Genomic DNA, 15887 nt, shown 5'->3' with positions numbered 1-15887 from the left:
CGACACATGTATAAAACCACGCTATCGGGCCAGGTATGGCGCTTTGATAGTCTGAAAACCTTGATGGCGAAGGCCTCCCCAGCGCGTTCCGGCGACGCGCTGGCGGGCGTTATCGCCGGCTCCGCCGAAGAGCGGATGGCGGCCAAAATGGCGCTGGCGGAGGTTCCGCTCACCGAGATTCTCGATAATCCGCTGATTCCCTACGAGCAGGATGAGGTGACCCGCCTGATCCTCGATACCCACGACAGTCGGGGCTTCGCGGCGATTCGCCATCTGACGGTCGGCGATTTTCGCGACTGGCTGCTCGATGACGCCACCGACGAGGCAGCGCTGCGCGAGGTCGCAAGGGCTATCACCCCGGAGATGGCAGCTGCGGTCAGCAAGCTGATGCGTAACCAGGATCTGATCCTCGCCGCCAGCAAATGCCGGGTGGTGACCCGTTTTCGCAACACTATCGGCCTGCCGGGGCGCCTGAGCGTGCGCCTGCAGCCCAATCACCCGACCGATGATATGAAAGGCATCGCCGCCAGCATGCTCGACGGCCTGCTGTACGGCGCCGGGGACGCGGTGATCGGCATTAACCCGGCCAGCGACAGCCTGCCAGTGCTGGCGCAGCTAAACCATATGCTTGACGATATTATTCAGCGCTTCGCCATCCCCACTCAGTCGTGCATTTTGACCCACGTCACCAACACCCTGCAGCTGATTGAGCGCGGCGCGCCGGTGGATCTGGTGTTCCAGTCGGTGGCTGGTACCGAAGCCGCCAACAGCGGTTTCGGCATTAATCTGGCGCTGCTGCAGGAAGCGCGGGAAGCGGCGCTTAGCCTGAACCGCGGCACGCTGGGCAACAACGTAATGTATTTTGAAACCGGCCAGGGCAGCTGCCTTTCCGCCAACGCCCATCACGGCGTTGATCAGCAGACCTGCGAAGCCCGGGCCTACGCCGTCGCCCGCCATTTTGAGCCGCTGCTGGTCAATACGGTGGTGGGCTTTATCGGCCCGGAGTATCTGTACGATGGTAAGCAGATTATCCGCGCCGGGCTGGAAGATCACTTCTGCGGCAAGCTGATGGGGCTGCCCATCGGCTGCGACGTTTGCTACACCAATCACGCCGAAGCGGATCAGGACGATATGGATACCCTGCTGACGCTGCTCTGCGCGGCCGGGCTGACCTTTTTGATCGGCGTTCCGGGGGCTGACGATATTATGCTCAACTACCAAAGCACCTCGTTCCACGATGCCCTTTACGCCCGCCGACTGCTGGGCTTGCAGCATGCGCCTGAGTTCGCCGACTGGCTGACGAAGATGCAGATTATTGACCGCCACGGCGCGCTGCGTCTGACCGATGCCCGCCATCCGCTGCTTTCCGTCCTGCCGCAAGGAGAACCGGTATGAATCCTCCCGACGCCTGGAACCCGCTGCGTGAATTTACCGATGCGCGGATTGCGCTGGGGCGCAGCGGCGCCAGCCTGCCGACCCGCGAAGTGCTGAATTTCGGCCTCGCCCACGCCCGGGCGCGCGATGCGATTCACCAGCCTTTCGCCAGCGACCAGTTAGTCCAGCCGCTGGCGGAACTGGGGCTGTCGACGCTGACCGTGCGCAGCGCCGCCAGCGATCGCCATGTCTATCTGAATCGCCCGGATCTTGGGCGACAGCTGAACGAAGAGAGCCGCGCCGACCTCGCCACCAGCGGCGCGCGCCCCGCCGACCTGCTGCTGGTGATTGGCGACGGGCTGTCGTCGTACGCCGTGCAGCGCCAGGCGGTACCGCTGATTCGCGCCCTGCTGCCCTATCTGAAAACCCTCGGCCTGAGCCTGGCCCCGGTGGTGCTGGCGCACCAGTCGCGGGTCGCGCTGGGCGATGATATAGGCGAAACGCTGAAGGCCAGAGCGGTGGCGATATTGATTGGCGAACGGCCCGGGCTCTCCTCGCCGGACAGCCTCGGGGTGTATTTAACCTGGCAGCCGCATCGCCAGCGGCTGGAGTCGGAGCGCAACTGTATTTCTAATATCCGTCCGGAAGGGCTGAGCTTTGATGCCGCCGCTTTTAAGCTGGCCTGGCTACTGGAGCAGGCCTTTTTGCGGCGGCTTACCGGAGTGCGCCTGAAAGATGAAAGCGATAATCCGGCGCTGCATGGAAAAATAAAACCGTTGAGCCAGTTAAAATAATAAGTCACGCGAACAGCAGAATAGATTTTTAATATTATCGAGCGCACCTGGATATTATATTCGGGCGCGCGCTGAAATTGCGGATTTTCCAGGCCGGGTAAGGCGTCAGCCGCCACCTGGCAAAATGCGCTCACCGTACTAAAAACAGTATTTTCATCAGCCTTATGCCCTTTCCTGCAGGTAATAAGAATATTGCATGAGTAAAAACGAAACGGACGTTGTAAGGTAATTCTGCGCATTAAATATATCTCGTTATCTATTCAACATAACAGCCAATAATTCGCCGGATATCCTGGTGAATTATGTCTCAATGTTATGCAGTCATTGATGGTTAAAGATAAATAATCGACCGACGGTGAGGTAGCAATGAACAAGTTTTCCGGGAAAGCGTCTTTAATGGCCACGCTGGTTGCCGCGTGGGTCGGTGCCAGCAGCGCGCAGGCGGCTGAAATTAAAATCGGCGTGGTATTGCCACTGAGCGGCGCGCTGAGCGGCTACGGTCAGCCGTCGCAAAAAGGACTGGATATTATCCAGAGCATTACGCCGACGTTAAAAAACGGCGACACCGTGAAGCTTATCGTGATTGACGATAAGAGCGACAAGGTCGAAGCCGCTAACGCCATGCAGCGCCTGGTCTCCAGCGATAAAGTCGACGCGGTGATCGGCGAAGTCACCTCCTCCAATACCCTGGCGATGACCAAAATCGCCGACGACAGCAAAACGCCGCTGGTCTCCTCAACCGCCACCAACGACCGCGTCACCCGCAACCATCCTTACGTCAGCCGGGTCTGCTTCTCCGACAGCTTCCAGGGCGTGGTCGGCGCTAACCTCGCCTCGCGCGATCTGAAGGCCAAAACCGCCGCCATCGTTTTCGACAGCAGCAACGACTACTCCGTCGGTCTGGCGAAGGCCTTCCGCACGCAGTTCCTGAAAAATGGCGGCACCATACCTATCGAAGTTCAGGCCCCCGGCGGCAGCAAAGACTTTAAGGCCCAGCTGGCCAGCGTGAAGGCGAAGAACGTCGACATGATTTATATGCCGATTTACTACACCGAAGGGGCGCTCATCGCCGTACAGGCTAAACAGCTGGGGCTGAGCAAACCGGTGGTCGGCGGCGACGGACTGGCGGCGGATCAGGTCTTTTTTGACGTCGGTAAAGACGCGGTCAACGGCTATATGACCACCGACTACTACTCACCTAACGCCAAAGAGCAAACGCCAGCGGGCGAGGTGTTTATTAAAGCCTGGGAAGCCAAATACCAGCAGCCGACCCACACCTGGGGCGCGATGGCGGCGGACGCCTATAACGTCATTATCAACGCCATGAACCAGTGCAGCGACCCGCACGACCGGGTTTGCGTTAACGAAAAAATTCGCGCCACTAAGGACTTCCAGGGCGTGACCGGTACGCTGACGTTACAAAACGGCGACGCTATCCGCAGCGCGGTCATCAACGAAGTGAAGGATGGCAAGCTGGCGTTTCGTACCGTGGTTAATCCTTAACCCCGTCATACTTCAAGTTGCATGTGCGCTGGCTGTGTTACTCGGCTCATCCATGAGCCTCGCCCCTACGGGGCCAGCGCAAGCACTGTTCAAAACGGTTAACCGTTTTGTCCTGCAACTCGAATTATTTAGGGAAAATAAGAGAGATATCAGATGGATGGTGCCATTTTTCTCCAGCAAGTGGTCAATGGAATGAGCCTTGGGGGCATGTACGCCCTGATTGCCATCGGTTATACGATGGTTTATGGGGTGCTGCGCCTGATCAACTTCGCCCATGCGGACGTGATGATGGTCGGGGCGTTTACCACCCTGTTTTTGTTTTCTTCCATTGGGCTACCCTTCGGGGTAGCCGTTTTCCTGACCCTCGCGCTGTGCGGCCTGTTCGGGATGCTGATCGACCGGGTGGCCTATCGCCCGCTGCGCCAGGCCTCCAAAATCTCAATGCTGATCACCGCCATCGGCGTCAGCTTTTTCCTCGAAAACCTGTTCAACGTGCTGTTTGGCGGCAGCTCGCGTTTCTTTTCCGCACCGGACTTTTTCAACAACACCCGCGCCTTTGGCGACGTGATTATCACCAACGTGGCGTGGATCGTGCCGCTGATCACCGTCCTGCTGCTGCTGGCGATCCTCTGGCTGCTGTACCGTACCCGCTACGGGATGGCGATACGCGCGGTGGCCTTCGACGTCAATACCGTGCGCCTGATGGGCATCGACGCCAACCGCATTATCTCGTTGGTGTTCGCCCTCGGCAGCAGCCTCGCGGCGCTGGGCGGGGTGTTCTACTCCATCAGCTACCCCACCATCGATCCGCTGATGGGGGTGCTGATTGGCCTGAAGGCGTTCGCCGCCGCAGTACTCGGCGGGATCGGCAGCGTCACCGGCGCGGTGCTCGGCGGCTTTATCCTCGGCTTTACCGAAGTGGTGGCGGTCGCCCTCTTTCCCGAGCTGGGCGGCTACAAAGACGCCTTTGCCTTTATGTTCTTGATTCTGGTCCTCTTGTTCCGCCCGGTTGGCATTATGGGCGATGAACGTCTGGAAAGGAGCCGTTTCTGATGCTCAACGCTACGACTACCGCCGGGGCGCAGCTGCGCAACCTGGTCATTATTGTTCTCTGCATCGCGCTGCTGGCCGGGATCAACGTCGTCTTCAACGACTACATTATTCGCGTCATCAGTACCATTTTTGTCTTTATGATCCTCGCGGTCAGCTACAACCTGATCAACGGCGTGACCGGGCAGCTGTCGCTGGAGCCCAACGGCTTTGTGGCGGTCGGCGCTTACGTCACCGCCCTGCTGATCCTCTCCAGCGACAGTAAGCTGGATATGTTTGAGATGGCCGCGCCCAGCCCGTGGATCCTCGTGCTGCACGCCGGTTTCCTGCCCGCCTTGCTGATCAGCGGCCTGTGCGCGGCAGCGCTGGCGGTGTGCCTGGCCCTGCCGGTCTTCCGCGTGCGCGGCGACTACCTGGCGATTGTGACCCTCGGCTTCGGCTTTATCATTAAAATCCTCGCTATCAACAACCCGCAGATCACCAACGGCGCGATTGGCCTCAACGACATCCCGCAACAGCCGCATCTGCTGTTCTGGTGCGGGCTGTTCGCCCTGCTGGCGACCGGGATGATTCTGCAGCTGGTGTGGTCGAAGTACGGGCGAATGATGAAAGCGGTGCGCGACGACGAAGACGCAGCCATCGCCATGGGGGTGAACACGTTTCGCATTAAAACCTGCGCCTTCGCCACCAGCGCCTTCTTCGAAGGGATCGGCGGCGGCCTGCTGGCCTCGCTGTTGACCACCATTTCGCCGGGCCTGTTCGACTTTATGCTCACCTTTCAGCTGCTGATTATTATCGTGCTCGGCGGCCTGGGCAGCACCACCGGCGCGTTGCTCGGTACCGTGCTGGTGGTCGGCAGCGGCGAGTGGCTGCGCTTTCTCGACCAGCCGCTCCAGTTCTTCGGTCACGATCTCGGCGCGTATCCGGGCCTGCGGATGGTGGTGTTCTCGCTGCTGCTGCTGATCATCATGCTGTTCGCTCGCGAAGGTCTGCTGGGCAAAAAAGAGATTTGGCAAGTGGGAAAAAGAGGTCGCGGCTATGGCGCAAAATAAGGTCATTTTAGAGGTACAGGACGTGACCATGCAGTTCGGCGGCCTGCGGGCCATCGACAGCGTCAGTTTCCACGTCGACGAGGCGGAAATTTTTGGTCTGATTGGCCCGAACGGCGCGGGTAAAACCACCATGTTTAACGTGATTACCGCCAACTATAAACCGACCAGCGGCAGCGTGACCCTGGCGGGAAAATCGCTAAAAGGGCTGAAGCCGAACCGGGTGGTCAACGCCGGGATCGCCCGCACCTTTCAGAACATCCGCCTGTTTAACTCAATGACGGTATTAGAAAACGTGATGGTCGGCCTCGACAGCGCCAGCCGCTACTCGTTGCTGGAAGCAGCGCTGCATATTGGCCGCTATTTTCCCGCCGAGCGGGCGGCAAAGGCCAAAGCGATGGCGATTCTGGACGACATCGGCATCGCCCATTTCGCCGACGTGCAGGCCACCAACCTCAGCTACGGCAACCAACGTAAGGTGGAGATCGCCCGCGCGCTGGCGACGTCGCCAAAATTACTGCTGCTCGACGAACCCGCCGCCGGAATGAACCCGAAAGAAACGGAAGATCTGGCGGATCTGATCTTCCGTATGCGTGACGACTACCAGCTCAGCGTGCTGTTGATTGAGCACGACATGCCGTTCGTTAACAAGCTGTGCGAGCGGGTGATGGTGCTGGAGTACGGCAAACCGCTGTTTAGCGGCCTGATGTCCGAAGCCATTCAGGATCCGGACGTCATTTCCGCCTACCTGGGGGACGTTCGTTATGCTTAGCGCGCGCGAGTTAAAAGTATTTTACGGCGTGATTCAGGGGCTGAAAGGGGTGGATATTGATATTCACGACCGGGAGATCGTGACCTTAATCGGCAGCAACGGCGCGGGAAAAACCTCCACCCTCAACGGGATCGTCAACCTGGTGCGCTCTACCGGGCGGGTCAATTTTCTCAACGAGGATATTTCCCGCAGCCAGACGCACCAGATTGTGCGTAAGGGGTTGGCGCTGGTGCCCGAGGGGCGACGCATCTTCACCAATCTGACCATCGAAGAAAACCTGCGCATGGGGGCCTACAACAATCTCGCCGGCTTTCCCCGCCTGCGCGATCGCATGTACAGTCTGTTTCCCCGGCTGAAAGAACGGCGTACCCAGATGGCGGGGACCATGAGCGGCGGCGAGCAGCAGATGCTGGCCATCGCCAGAGCGTTGATGAGCGAGCCGGTACTGCTGATGCTCGATGAACCAAGCCTCGGGCTGGCGCCGAAAATTGTCGGTGAGCTGTTCGCGACGATTAAGCAGCTCCGGGAGGAGAATATTACCGTGCTGCTGGTGGAGCAAAACGCCACAGCGGCGTTGACCATCGCCGATCGCGCCTATGTGCTGGAAAATGGGAAGATTATGCTCTCTGGTCCGGCGGCGGAGGTGCTGGCGAATCCGGAGATTAAGCGGATGTATCTTGGAGGATAAAGCTGTTCAGGGCTGCGGCATCGCTTCCTGCGTCGCCGCAACCGCAAACAGCCTCGCGCTACACAAAGCACACCTCGTTCCAGTAGGCTTCACGCGTCCTGCGCCGCTCAGTATGTTTTATCATGGCGAAACCACCTTGTTTCTACGTTGCCAAGTTCAATTCCATAGAGACTGGCGACCGGTAATATTGCCTCCATAATGCGTTGGGTATCCTGCTGCCCGGCTTCTCCGCCAGATCCAGATAAAGAAGCCAGCCAGCCCGTTATGCGTTGCCACAGCGCCACTTTCATTTTTCTCCTCCGTCGGGAAGCATTTTTGCCTGGGTCTATTTCAACCACAGTTGACGACGGACGGGAAATATCAATTCCGGATTTGTAATTCTGTGGGATGCATATTGCGGCCTTTCCCGGATTGCGACGCAAACGTCTTATCCGGGCTACACGACCCCAGACGACTGAGGCCCCGTAGCCCAACCAAGCGCAGCGCAGGCTGGGAAGGACCCGCAGCGTTTGCCGGAGCCTGATTTGTAATTCTGTGCGCAAGGGTTCCGTTCACTCTCAATCCGCAGAAAATGCCTCACCGTTACCCGTGAACGGGTAAACAATATCCACAATTTTGTTAAGTTCTTTTTCGTTATAGATAAGAACTTTTTCTTCTTTGCCGCCGACGGGCGATTTGTGGGAGCGTGATAAACACAAAACAAAACAGGGATTCAGGGGAATAACCATGCGCATTGCAAAAACAAAAATCGCGCTGGCGCTGGGCATGCTGGTGCTCGCCGCGCAGGCTCAGGCCGATCAATTAGCCGATATCAAAGCCGCCGGCGTGGTCAAAGTCGCCACCTTCGACGCCAACCCGCCGTTCGGCTCGGTAGACCCGAAAACGCATAAAATCGTCGGCTACGACGTGGACTTCGCCGAAGCGCTGGCGAAATCTCTCGGCGTTAAGCTGGAGCTGGTCGCCACCAACCCGGCCAACCGTATTCCGCTGCTGCAGTCCGGTAAGGCCGACCTGATCGTCGCCGATATCACCATCACCCCGGAGCGCGCCCAGGTGATTGATTTCTCAACGCCTTACTTCGTGACCGGCCAGCAGTTCCTCGTCCCGGCGAAGTCCCCGGATAAGCTTGATGATTACAGCAAAGCGCGCATCGGCGCGGTAAAAGGCACCACCGGCGAACAGGCGCTGCATCAGCGTTTCCCGCAATCGCGCGTACTCTCCTATGACGACATTCCGCTGGCGCTGACCGCCCTGCGCAACGGCAACGTGCAGGCCATTACTCAGGACAGCACCATCCTCGCTGGACTGCTGGCGGAAGCGCCGGACAAGGCCAACTTCAAAATCATCCCCGATCTGCTGAGCAAAGAAGAGATTGGCGTCGGCGTGAAGAAAGGCGAACCGGCCCTGCTGAAAGCGGTAAATGACGAGCTGGTTAAGCTGGAAAAATCCGGTGAAGCGGCAAAAATTTACGACGTCTGGTTTGGCCTGAGCACCAAAACCCCGCAGCCGCGCGCCTTTACTATCGAAGCTAAATAAGCAGAAAAAAGATTATGTTATCGGCTCTATTTTCACGCTCCGCGGCATCGTCCGCGGATTTTTCGCATCTGCAGCGCGCCAGCATTGAGTTCCGCGATGTCGCCAAAAGCTACGGCGATCATCGGGTGCTGAACGGCGTAAATTTACAGGTTGAACCCGGCGAAGTGGTGGCGATCCTCGGTCCTTCGGGCTCGGGTAAATCAACCCTGATCCGCCTGATCAACCAGCTGGAGTCCCTCAGCGGCGGCGAGATTTTGATCGACGGCAAACCGACGCGCCAGCTTACCGGCAGCGCCCTGCGCCAACTGCGCAGCCGGGTCGGCTTCGTCTTTCAGCAGTTTAATCTCTACGCCCACCTGACGGCGCAGGAGAATATCACCCTCGCGCTGGAACGCGTCCACGGCTGGGGCAAAAGCGCCGCCCGCGAGCGCTCGCTGGCGCTGCTCAGCCAGGTTGGCCTCGCGGATAAAGCCGGGCAGATGCCGGCCCAGCTCTCCGGCGGCCAGCAGCAGCGGGTGGCAATCGCCCGCGCCCTCGCCTCCTCGCCGCAGATTATTCTATTTGATGAACCTACGTCGGCGCTGGACCCGGAGATGATCGGCGAAGTGCTGCAGGTGATGAAAACCCTGGCCCACAGCGGGATCACCATGGTGGTAGTGACCCACGAAATGCAGTTCGCCCGCGAAATTGCCGATCGGGTGGTGTTTATCGACGGCGGCGATATTCTCGAAGTCGCGCCGCCGGCCGAGTTTTTCGCCCGACCGCAGCACGCCCGCACCCGCCGTTTCCTGCAGAAGGTGCTCGACCCGCTGCACCAGGAGAGTGAGGCGTGATCCCGCATCTTGACTGGCATGGCGTGCTGAGCGGACAGCCGCTGCAATGGATAATCTCCGGCTTTCTCACCACCGTCTGGGTCAGCGTCGCCGGGATGATTCTGGCGACCGTGCTGGCTATCCTGCTGCTGGCGCTGCGTCTCGGGGGCGGCCGGCCCGGACGCTGGCTGGTGGCGGCCTGGGTATCGCTGTTCCGCAATACGCCGCTGCTGGTGCAACTGCTGTTCTGGTATTTTGCCGCCTGGAATCTGCTGCCGCTGGGGGCGCGCGATTTTATTAACGACGACCACAGCTGGTCGATTCTGCCGGGCAACGTCTGGTGGCTAACGCCGGAGTTTCTCTGCTCCATGTGGGGGCTTGGGGTCTTTACTTCGGCGTTTCTGATCGAAGAGATCGCTTCCGGGTTGCGCGCCGTTAGCCACGGTCAGCGGGAAGCGGCGCTGTCGCAGGGGTTTACCCCCTGGCAGGAGTTGCGCCACATTCTGCTGCCGCAGGGGCTGGCAAACGCCTGGCAGCCGATTATCGGCCAGTATTTGAATCTGATGAAGCTCTCTTCGCTGGCGAGCGGCATCGGCTTTGCCGAACTCACCTATCAGGTGCGGCAAATTGAGAGTTACAACGCGCATGCGCTGGAGGCCTTTGCCATCGGCACCGCGCTGTATCTGGCGCTTGGCGTGGTGATGGGCGTGGCGCTGACGCGTCTCGGCCCGGGAAAAAATCAGCAAAGGAGAGCCGGGTATGAACGCTAATCTGGCGGTGATTGTCGATAACCTCGACTATCTGCTGTGGGGACGACTGGCGGACGGTATTCCCGGCGGCGTGGTGTTAACGCTGCTGATGGCTATCGGCGCCGCCGCGCTGGCGCTGCCCGGCGGGGTGCTGTTGGCGGGTATCGCCTGGCGCTACGGCGGCATCGTGCGGCGATTATTATTTCTGTGGGCGGAGATTATTCGCGGCATCCCGCTGATTTTCGTGATTTTCTGGCTGTGGTATCTGCTACCCATGCTCACCGGCAGCGATCTACCGGGCGCTGTCACCGTCACGGTGGCGCTGGCGTGGTTTACCGCCGCGTCGGTGATGCACTCGGTGCTGGCGGGCCTGCAATCGCTGCCCCGCGGGCAGTACGAAGCGGCGCTGACCCAGGGTTTTGCCCCCGGACAGACGCTGCGCCTGATTCTGCTGCCGCAGGCTCTGCGCAACGTTCAGCCGTCGCTGGTTGGGATATTTATCGGCCTGCTCAAAGACACCTCGCTGGCGTTTATCGTCAACGTGCCTGAACTGACCACCGTCGCCGGACAGGTGAATAACCGGGTGCAGATTTACCCACTGGCGATTTTTGTCTTTACCGGCGCGGTTTATTATTTGCTGTGCTGCGGCCTGAGCCTGCTGGCGAATCGCCGGTATGCCGGGCGCGCGGCTTAGCGACGAAGTGCGAAAAAAGCTGCCCGGTTACTTCACCGGGCAGTCTTTGGTCATTTTAATAAATTTATCGTTATAGATGATGTAGTGGTTCCCCGGTTGGCGCAGCGTGGCCTGGCGGACAACGTCCCCCGGCCGTAAATACCATGCGTCTCCTTCCTCTTCCGTCGTATCACAGCCGGGCTTAATCAGCAGCTTAAACCAGGTATTCCCGGTATTGCTGACGGTACCCGCCGCACGATCGTAGGCCCATTTAAACTGTACCTGGCGCGGGCGTACTACCAGGATTGTGTCCACTACCACCACTGGATCCATACTCACTTCCGTCCCGCTTTGATTACGCATCACGTAATTGCGGGTGGGTATTTCACGAAAGGAGACCCGGTAATAGCGCTCACGGTTATCTTTCGGGCCGTGGTAGTAAAACTTAAAATATTCGCTCTCCCCCGCCTGAAGGGTCAGCTGGCGCGGGGCAAACAGCAGCTCGCCGTCCGCCGGACGGGAGCGCACCTCTTTGCCGCCGGGACGGTCAATAGCGACAATAGAGACCCGATACAAGCGGGCGCTTTTATTGTTATTAATGACCCGTTTAGACGCGAAATTATCTTCCGCCGCCAGCGAGAAAGTTAAATTACCGACCGAGATGGCCTGTGCCGCGGTCGCCAATCCGAGCGACAGCAGACAGATAAGCATCCGCAGCAAATTAGTTAATGTTACGCCACGTCGCCTGAACATGAATTTCTCCTGAAGCACTCACTTCACCAAACCAGCCGTTATCTTCCACCGTGCGCAACGATATCGGGTTATCCATCGGAATGGAAAACTTCACCGTCGTTTTGTCCATCTGTCCCACGTCGCCGGAAATATCCGTCCACGGCGTGGTTAACCACAGGGCATCGGTCATATCGCGCCAGGTATCATCACATCCGGCGTCATACGTTTTGATAGCCCCTGTCTGGGTGGTAAACGCCAGCGTCGCCGGGAACGGCACTCTCGACGTACCGTCCGGTGAAGTGAAAATACAGTATGAACGTCCGCCGATCGCCTGCGTTGGCCCGGTCACTTTAATGAGCACTTCATCGGCGGCGGTTTTGCCGCTGGTGGTGACAATATAGCCAAAGTCCAGCGACGGCTCGCCGGTGCCCACGTAGCCCTCGCGCGTCGGCGTTGCGATATACTCATCGGAAATAATGCTGATGCTGAAGTCGCGCGGTTTAATAATCAGCGTGTTGGACGTGGAAAACTCATACCAGCCTGACTCCGGCGAGGTGGTGTTATAGAAACGGAAATTAAACAGGTCTTTGGTATTCACATCGCTAATGCCCAGCGTGACCATCTGCTTAAAGAAGTTACTGGAGAAAAATACATAAACCGAGTCAGATGATTTCATCTCATTAAACGTGTAGTACTGAGAGATGCCGCTCACCGGTTTCCATGAATTCCCATTCAGGCTGAACTGCATATCGTAGCTTCCGACCGCGGAGGCCAGCGCCGAGTTGCTGATCGCCGGAAAAATATGAATTGAGGTATTACTCAGGCCATTATGCTGCAAATTGTAGTTCACCATTTTGCAGCTCAGACCGGAACGGGGGCCAATCGTCTGCGTACGGCAGTCGGCGTTGCCTTCGCCCAGCGTCGGAACCCCGTCGCTGTTGATAAACACTTCTGCCAGCGCATGGGTGTTAATCAGCTTCAGGTTTGCCGCTTTGGTATGGGTGACTTTACGTACATACCAGCTACCTGAAGCCTGATCTTTGCAACGCGCGCCGCTGGTAGCGTCATAGTTAACAGAAGTTTGACAGGAGTTAATGGTCATTGAGAAGCTGCTGCCCACCGACATCTGCTGCAGATACTGGTAGAAAGCATCGGACATCATGCCATGCATCCACTTTTGCCCGCCGCTGGTTACCGTCGCGCCATAGAAACCGCTGGCGTCGGTAGTTTGCGGCTGAATCAGGCTGGTGGCCATATCGCAGCCCGCATACCAGTTGATACAGCGCAGCCCCTGTAACGGATGAGATGTGGGGGAGTTATCAAACCACATATCAAACTTCCAGTTGGCAATCAGACCGGTATTATAGCCGTTATCGATGTATCCCAGACTCTGCTGATAAATAGTGCCCGAGCCGTTATATTTCAGCCCCGTCCAGCGGTTGGCCCCGGTCATTCGCGGGTCCAGCGCCCCACCGGGGGTGACGAAGAAGTTATCATCCGAGTTGTTTTCGACAAACACAAACTGCATGGCCGCCGCATCCGGCCAGGTGGTTTTGGTGACCGCTGCGTTGACCCGCGTCACGCTCAGCGATGCCGTGAACATCACTAAACATGCCAGCCATTTAGCTTTCATTACCTTCTCCTGTCTGCTGCGTGCGGGCATAAGTGGAGAGGCCGCTACAGACCACATCGCCCACCCACACCGCGCCGCGCGCCTGGCTCAGCTCCAGCGCCACTTCGCAGCTCTGGTTTTTACCGTAACTGAAATCGATGGTGGGATATTTTTTATCCACGTCCATCACAAACTCACCGTTCTCATCGGTGCGGGTACGACCGATATGGTTATTAATGCGCGCGTTGGCCAGCAGCGTGCCGTCTTCCGCGCGGATACGCCCGGAGACCGTCACCATCTGCTTCACTTCCGGCTCAATCACCGCCACGTTGCCCGGATAAAGGGTCAGCTGGCTCTTACGCCCGGTCACGATGTCGTAGCTGTCGAGCGAGTTTTTACTGTTCTGCAGCTCCACTTCATAGCGGCTGTACGGCGACAGCGGCAGGTAATTACGGTTGCCGGAGAGCTGAACAATACGGCCGTTCACCTTAGCGCTCAGCTTGCCGTCATCCTCAAGGCCGGTTTTGAAAATCACCCCGGCGTTGCCGTCGGTGCGGCCGCTGGCGGCGATATTTTTCCCCTGCCAGCCCACGCTGCCGTTGGCGGTCAGGTTGGTGTTCACATAGCCATCCACGCCGCTGTTCACATTCAGCGTGCCGGTGGAGTAGCGGGTATCAAATTGAGCATACGCGCCGCCGCTGAGGGTTTTATCATCACCTGTGTCGCCGGAAATCGCCCGCGAAACGTTGGCGCCGATGGTACGGATGGTGCCTTCATCAAACTGTTTACGCGCCAACAGGTTGGCCATGGTGTAGCCATTCTGGTGCGTCATCCCGGCGCTGAACCAGTTGCCGAGCGGCAACGAGAAATCGAGCGCAATATATTTCCCGGTGCTGGCGCTGCTGTCGCCGTTATTAAAGCGCTGTAGGCCCGCGCGCAGGCCCAGCGATCCCCATGAGCCGGTGTAAAGCGTCTGGTAGTAATCCGCCGTGTAGTAGTGGCTGTCATAGCGGCGGTCGTCGTTATAGCTGATGCTGAAGGTACCCAGCTTTGACCAGAGTGAATTGAGGTTCAGCGTGCCGCCGATAGCCCGGTTGTCGGCATTACTGCGCCGTATCCGGTCGCCAATCTGCGTTTTTTCCTGGTTGACCCACACCGAACTAAAGCCGCCGGGCAGCGTGGCGCTGATACTGCCGATGCTGCTCCAGGAGCTGTCGCTGGCCAGCATATTCTGCAGGTTCACGTTAATGGACTCGGTGATCGGCAGGGTCAGGCGCGTCTCGGCGACGGCGTTGTTATCGTAACCGTAGCCGGTCGCCGCCCAGCTTAAGGTGCTGAGCGACCCGGAGGCCGATGCGCCCGCCAGCCAGCTGTCTTTTGCCGGCAGCGTCTTTTTACCGCTTTCGGACCAGCGGTCCATATGGAAGCTACCGCCCCAGAACTGCCAGGCCAGCGGCGCGCCGGCGCCGCGTCCGCGGCTGAACAATTTATTGACCCGCTGGGTACGCTTGCTGACCACCCGGCCGTTCACAATCACTTCAACATCGACATCATAAATCCCATAAGGCAGGCCGCGGGTGTCCACTTCGTGGTTACCCATGGCAAAGTTCTGCACGCTCATCAGGCGCCCGTCGCGGGTCAGATGGACCTCCCCGGCGGCGGGTAAAAAGGCGACCACCGGCGTGGCCGACTGGCTGTTATCAAATACCGTCGAACTGGCCTGGTTGCCCCAGGAAGCGCCGTAAATTTTCCCTGCCGAAACGGCGGTCATTGGGCCAAGGGACTGTAGATTCCAGGTATCCAGCATCCCGCCCGCAAAACGGTGACCGGCAAAGTCGCGCTCATACATCGCTTTATAGACTTCGCTGTCCTGATTGCCGGAGCCAATACCGTACAGCGAGCCGTCGAGCACCACGTGGTGCTCGCGCAGCGCGGTGACGTTGTTCAACGACAGATAGCTGGAGGTATTATTGCCGCCGTTACGCATCTGGTTGTTATAGACCCCGAGGTTATAGTTCATCGTGCTGCTGAGGGTATTGACGCTGGACTGACCGATATCTTCGCTGCGCGAGCGGAGTACCGTACCCAGCGCCTCTTTTTTCACCACCAGCTGCAGCAGCAGCTGGCGCAGGCTGAGCTGTAGCTGCGCATCATCTGTGAGGCTAATGTTGAGTTCTTTGCTGAAAGCTTCATTGGCCAGCGCGGTGAGCTGTTTGCGGGTCTGATCGCTGACGGTGGCGTTATTATCGTTTTCTTCCAGCTGAATTTGCCGTACGCGCAACACGCCGTTATCCAGCCAGATAAAGGCATTGCCGATCCGCTGATCGTCCTGGGTGCCGGTGCTGCCTTCAAGGTGAATAAACAGAGGAATGCTCATTCCGTCCTGCAGCGCCTGGCTGAAGGCCTGGGGGATAATCACGCCGCCGATTTGCTGTACTTTGTCGGAGGCGGCAGTGACGCTAAATGGAACCAGCAAAATGACCATGCCGGAGGCAAAGAGTGTTTTTAATCCTGGAGCGATCCCTGGTTGAGCCATGATGTTG

The 15887-nt window shown here is 58.3% G+C and carries 16 protein-coding genes; 11 read left to right on the top strand and 5 right to left on the bottom strand.

Annotated elements, in window-relative coordinates:
* The first annotated feature begins 6 nt into the window (after positions 1–6).
* Positions 7–1395: an ethanolamine ammonia-lyase subunit EutB gene (locus IYV58_RS05655; protein ID WP_087828302.1), complete on the top strand. Its 1389-nt coding sequence runs from the start codon at positions 7–9 to the stop codon at positions 1393–1395.
* Entirely contained in the window at positions 1392–2168 is a 777-nt protein-coding gene (gene eutC, locus IYV58_RS05650; protein ID WP_004129497.1) for an ethanolamine ammonia-lyase subunit EutC, read from the top strand. The genes IYV58_RS05655 and eutC overlap by 4 nt, the downstream gene beginning before the upstream one ends.
* 260 nt (positions 2169–2428) lie before the next feature.
* On the opposite strand, the gene IYV58_RS05645 is transcribed toward eutC, so the two are convergent.
* Positions 2429–2572: a hypothetical protein gene (locus tag IYV58_RS05645; protein ID WP_162626045.1), complete on the bottom strand. Its 144-nt coding sequence runs from the start codon at positions 2570–2572 to the stop codon at positions 2429–2431.
* Between IYV58_RS05645 and IYV58_RS05640 the strand changes: the two genes are divergently transcribed.
* The 5 genes from IYV58_RS05640 (at position 2565) to IYV58_RS05620 (ending at position 7230) form a co-directional block, all read left to right on the top strand.
* Entirely contained in the window at positions 2565–3671 is a 1107-nt protein-coding gene (locus tag IYV58_RS05640) for an ABC transporter substrate-binding protein (RefSeq protein ID WP_024359092.1), read from the top strand. The genes IYV58_RS05645 and IYV58_RS05640 overlap by 8 nt on opposite strands.
* 153 nt (positions 3672–3824) lie before the next feature.
* Positions 3825–4724, top strand: coding sequence for a branched-chain amino acid ABC transporter permease (locus tag IYV58_RS05635; RefSeq protein WP_004129493.1), 900 nt, complete (start codon positions 3825–3827; stop codon positions 4722–4724).
* On the top strand, positions 4724–5773 hold the full coding sequence (locus IYV58_RS05630) for a branched-chain amino acid ABC transporter permease (protein ID WP_004129491.1): 1050 nt from the start codon (positions 4724–4726) through the stop codon (positions 5771–5773). The genes IYV58_RS05635 and IYV58_RS05630 overlap by 1 nt, the downstream gene beginning before the upstream one ends.
* Positions 5760–6542, top strand: coding sequence for an ABC transporter ATP-binding protein (locus tag IYV58_RS05625; RefSeq protein ID WP_004129487.1), 783 nt, complete (start codon positions 5760–5762; stop codon positions 6540–6542). The genes IYV58_RS05630 and IYV58_RS05625 overlap by 14 nt, the downstream gene beginning before the upstream one ends.
* Complete coding sequence (locus tag IYV58_RS05620) at positions 6535–7230, top strand: ABC transporter ATP-binding protein (RefSeq protein ID WP_004129484.1); 696 nt, start codon at positions 6535–6537, stop codon at positions 7228–7230. Before IYV58_RS05625 ends, IYV58_RS05620 begins: the two co-directional genes overlap by 8 nt.
* 107 nt (positions 7231–7337) lie before the next feature.
* Here IYV58_RS05620 and IYV58_RS05615 read toward each other — a convergent pair whose 3' ends face one another.
* Positions 7338–7520 carry a hypothetical protein gene (locus IYV58_RS05615; protein ID WP_004129481.1) on the bottom strand — a complete coding sequence of 61 codons (183 nt, stop codon included), beginning with the start codon at positions 7518–7520 and terminating at the stop codon, positions 7338–7340.
* Between the two features lie 436 nt (positions 7521–7956).
* Here IYV58_RS05615 and IYV58_RS05610 point away from each other — a divergent pair, with 436 nt between their 5' ends.
* Genes IYV58_RS05610 through IYV58_RS05595 form a run of 4 tightly spaced genes read left to right on the top strand, consistent with a single transcriptional unit; the run spans position 7957 to position 11021 of the window.
* Entirely contained in the window at positions 7957–8766 is an 810-nt protein-coding gene (locus IYV58_RS05610) for an ABC transporter substrate-binding protein (RefSeq protein WP_195729475.1), read from the top strand.
* 14 nt (positions 8767–8780) lie between these two features.
* Positions 8781–9599 carry an amino acid ABC transporter ATP-binding protein gene (locus tag IYV58_RS05605; protein WP_004133749.1) on the top strand — a complete coding sequence of 273 codons (819 nt, stop codon included), beginning with the start codon at positions 8781–8783 and terminating at the stop codon, positions 9597–9599.
* Positions 9596–10348 (top strand): amino acid ABC transporter permease, encoded by a 753-nt coding sequence (locus IYV58_RS05600; RefSeq protein ID WP_004129476.1) that lies wholly within the window; start codon positions 9596–9598, stop codon positions 10346–10348. Before IYV58_RS05605 ends, IYV58_RS05600 begins: the two co-directional genes overlap by 4 nt.
* Positions 10338–11021 carry an amino acid ABC transporter permease gene (locus IYV58_RS05595; RefSeq protein WP_004129475.1) on the top strand — a complete coding sequence of 228 codons (684 nt, stop codon included), beginning with the start codon at positions 10338–10340 and terminating at the stop codon, positions 11019–11021. The genes IYV58_RS05600 and IYV58_RS05595 overlap by 11 nt, the downstream gene beginning before the upstream one ends.
* 27 nt (positions 11022–11048) lie before the next feature.
* Here IYV58_RS05595 and IYV58_RS05590 read toward each other — a convergent pair whose 3' ends face one another.
* The 3 genes from IYV58_RS05590 to IYV58_RS05580 are packed head-to-tail and all read right to left on the bottom strand — an operon-like array spanning position 11049 to position 15880.
* Positions 11049–11753, bottom strand: coding sequence for a fimbria/pilus periplasmic chaperone (locus tag IYV58_RS05590; protein WP_004129473.1), 705 nt, complete (start codon positions 11751–11753; stop codon positions 11049–11051).
* Positions 11722–13335, bottom strand: coding sequence for a fimbrial adhesin EcpD (ecpD, locus tag IYV58_RS05585; protein WP_227676925.1), 1614 nt, complete (start codon positions 13333–13335; stop codon positions 11722–11724). Before ecpD ends, IYV58_RS05590 begins: the two co-directional genes overlap by 32 nt.
* A 19-nt stretch (positions 13336–13354) precedes the next feature.
* Positions 13355–15880 carry a fimbrial biogenesis outer membrane usher protein gene (locus IYV58_RS05580; RefSeq protein WP_195729473.1) on the bottom strand — a complete coding sequence of 842 codons (2526 nt, stop codon included), beginning with the start codon at positions 15878–15880 and terminating at the stop codon, positions 13355–13357.
* Positions 15881–15887 lie beyond the last annotated feature (7 nt).

The sequence above is a fragment of the Klebsiella sp. BDA134-6 genome (genome assembly GCF_015601345.1).
GTDB classification, from domain to species: Bacteria; Pseudomonadota; Gammaproteobacteria; order Enterobacterales; family Enterobacteriaceae; genus Klebsiella; species Klebsiella grimontii.
This window is presented reverse-complemented; position numbering and strand designations above follow the sequence as displayed.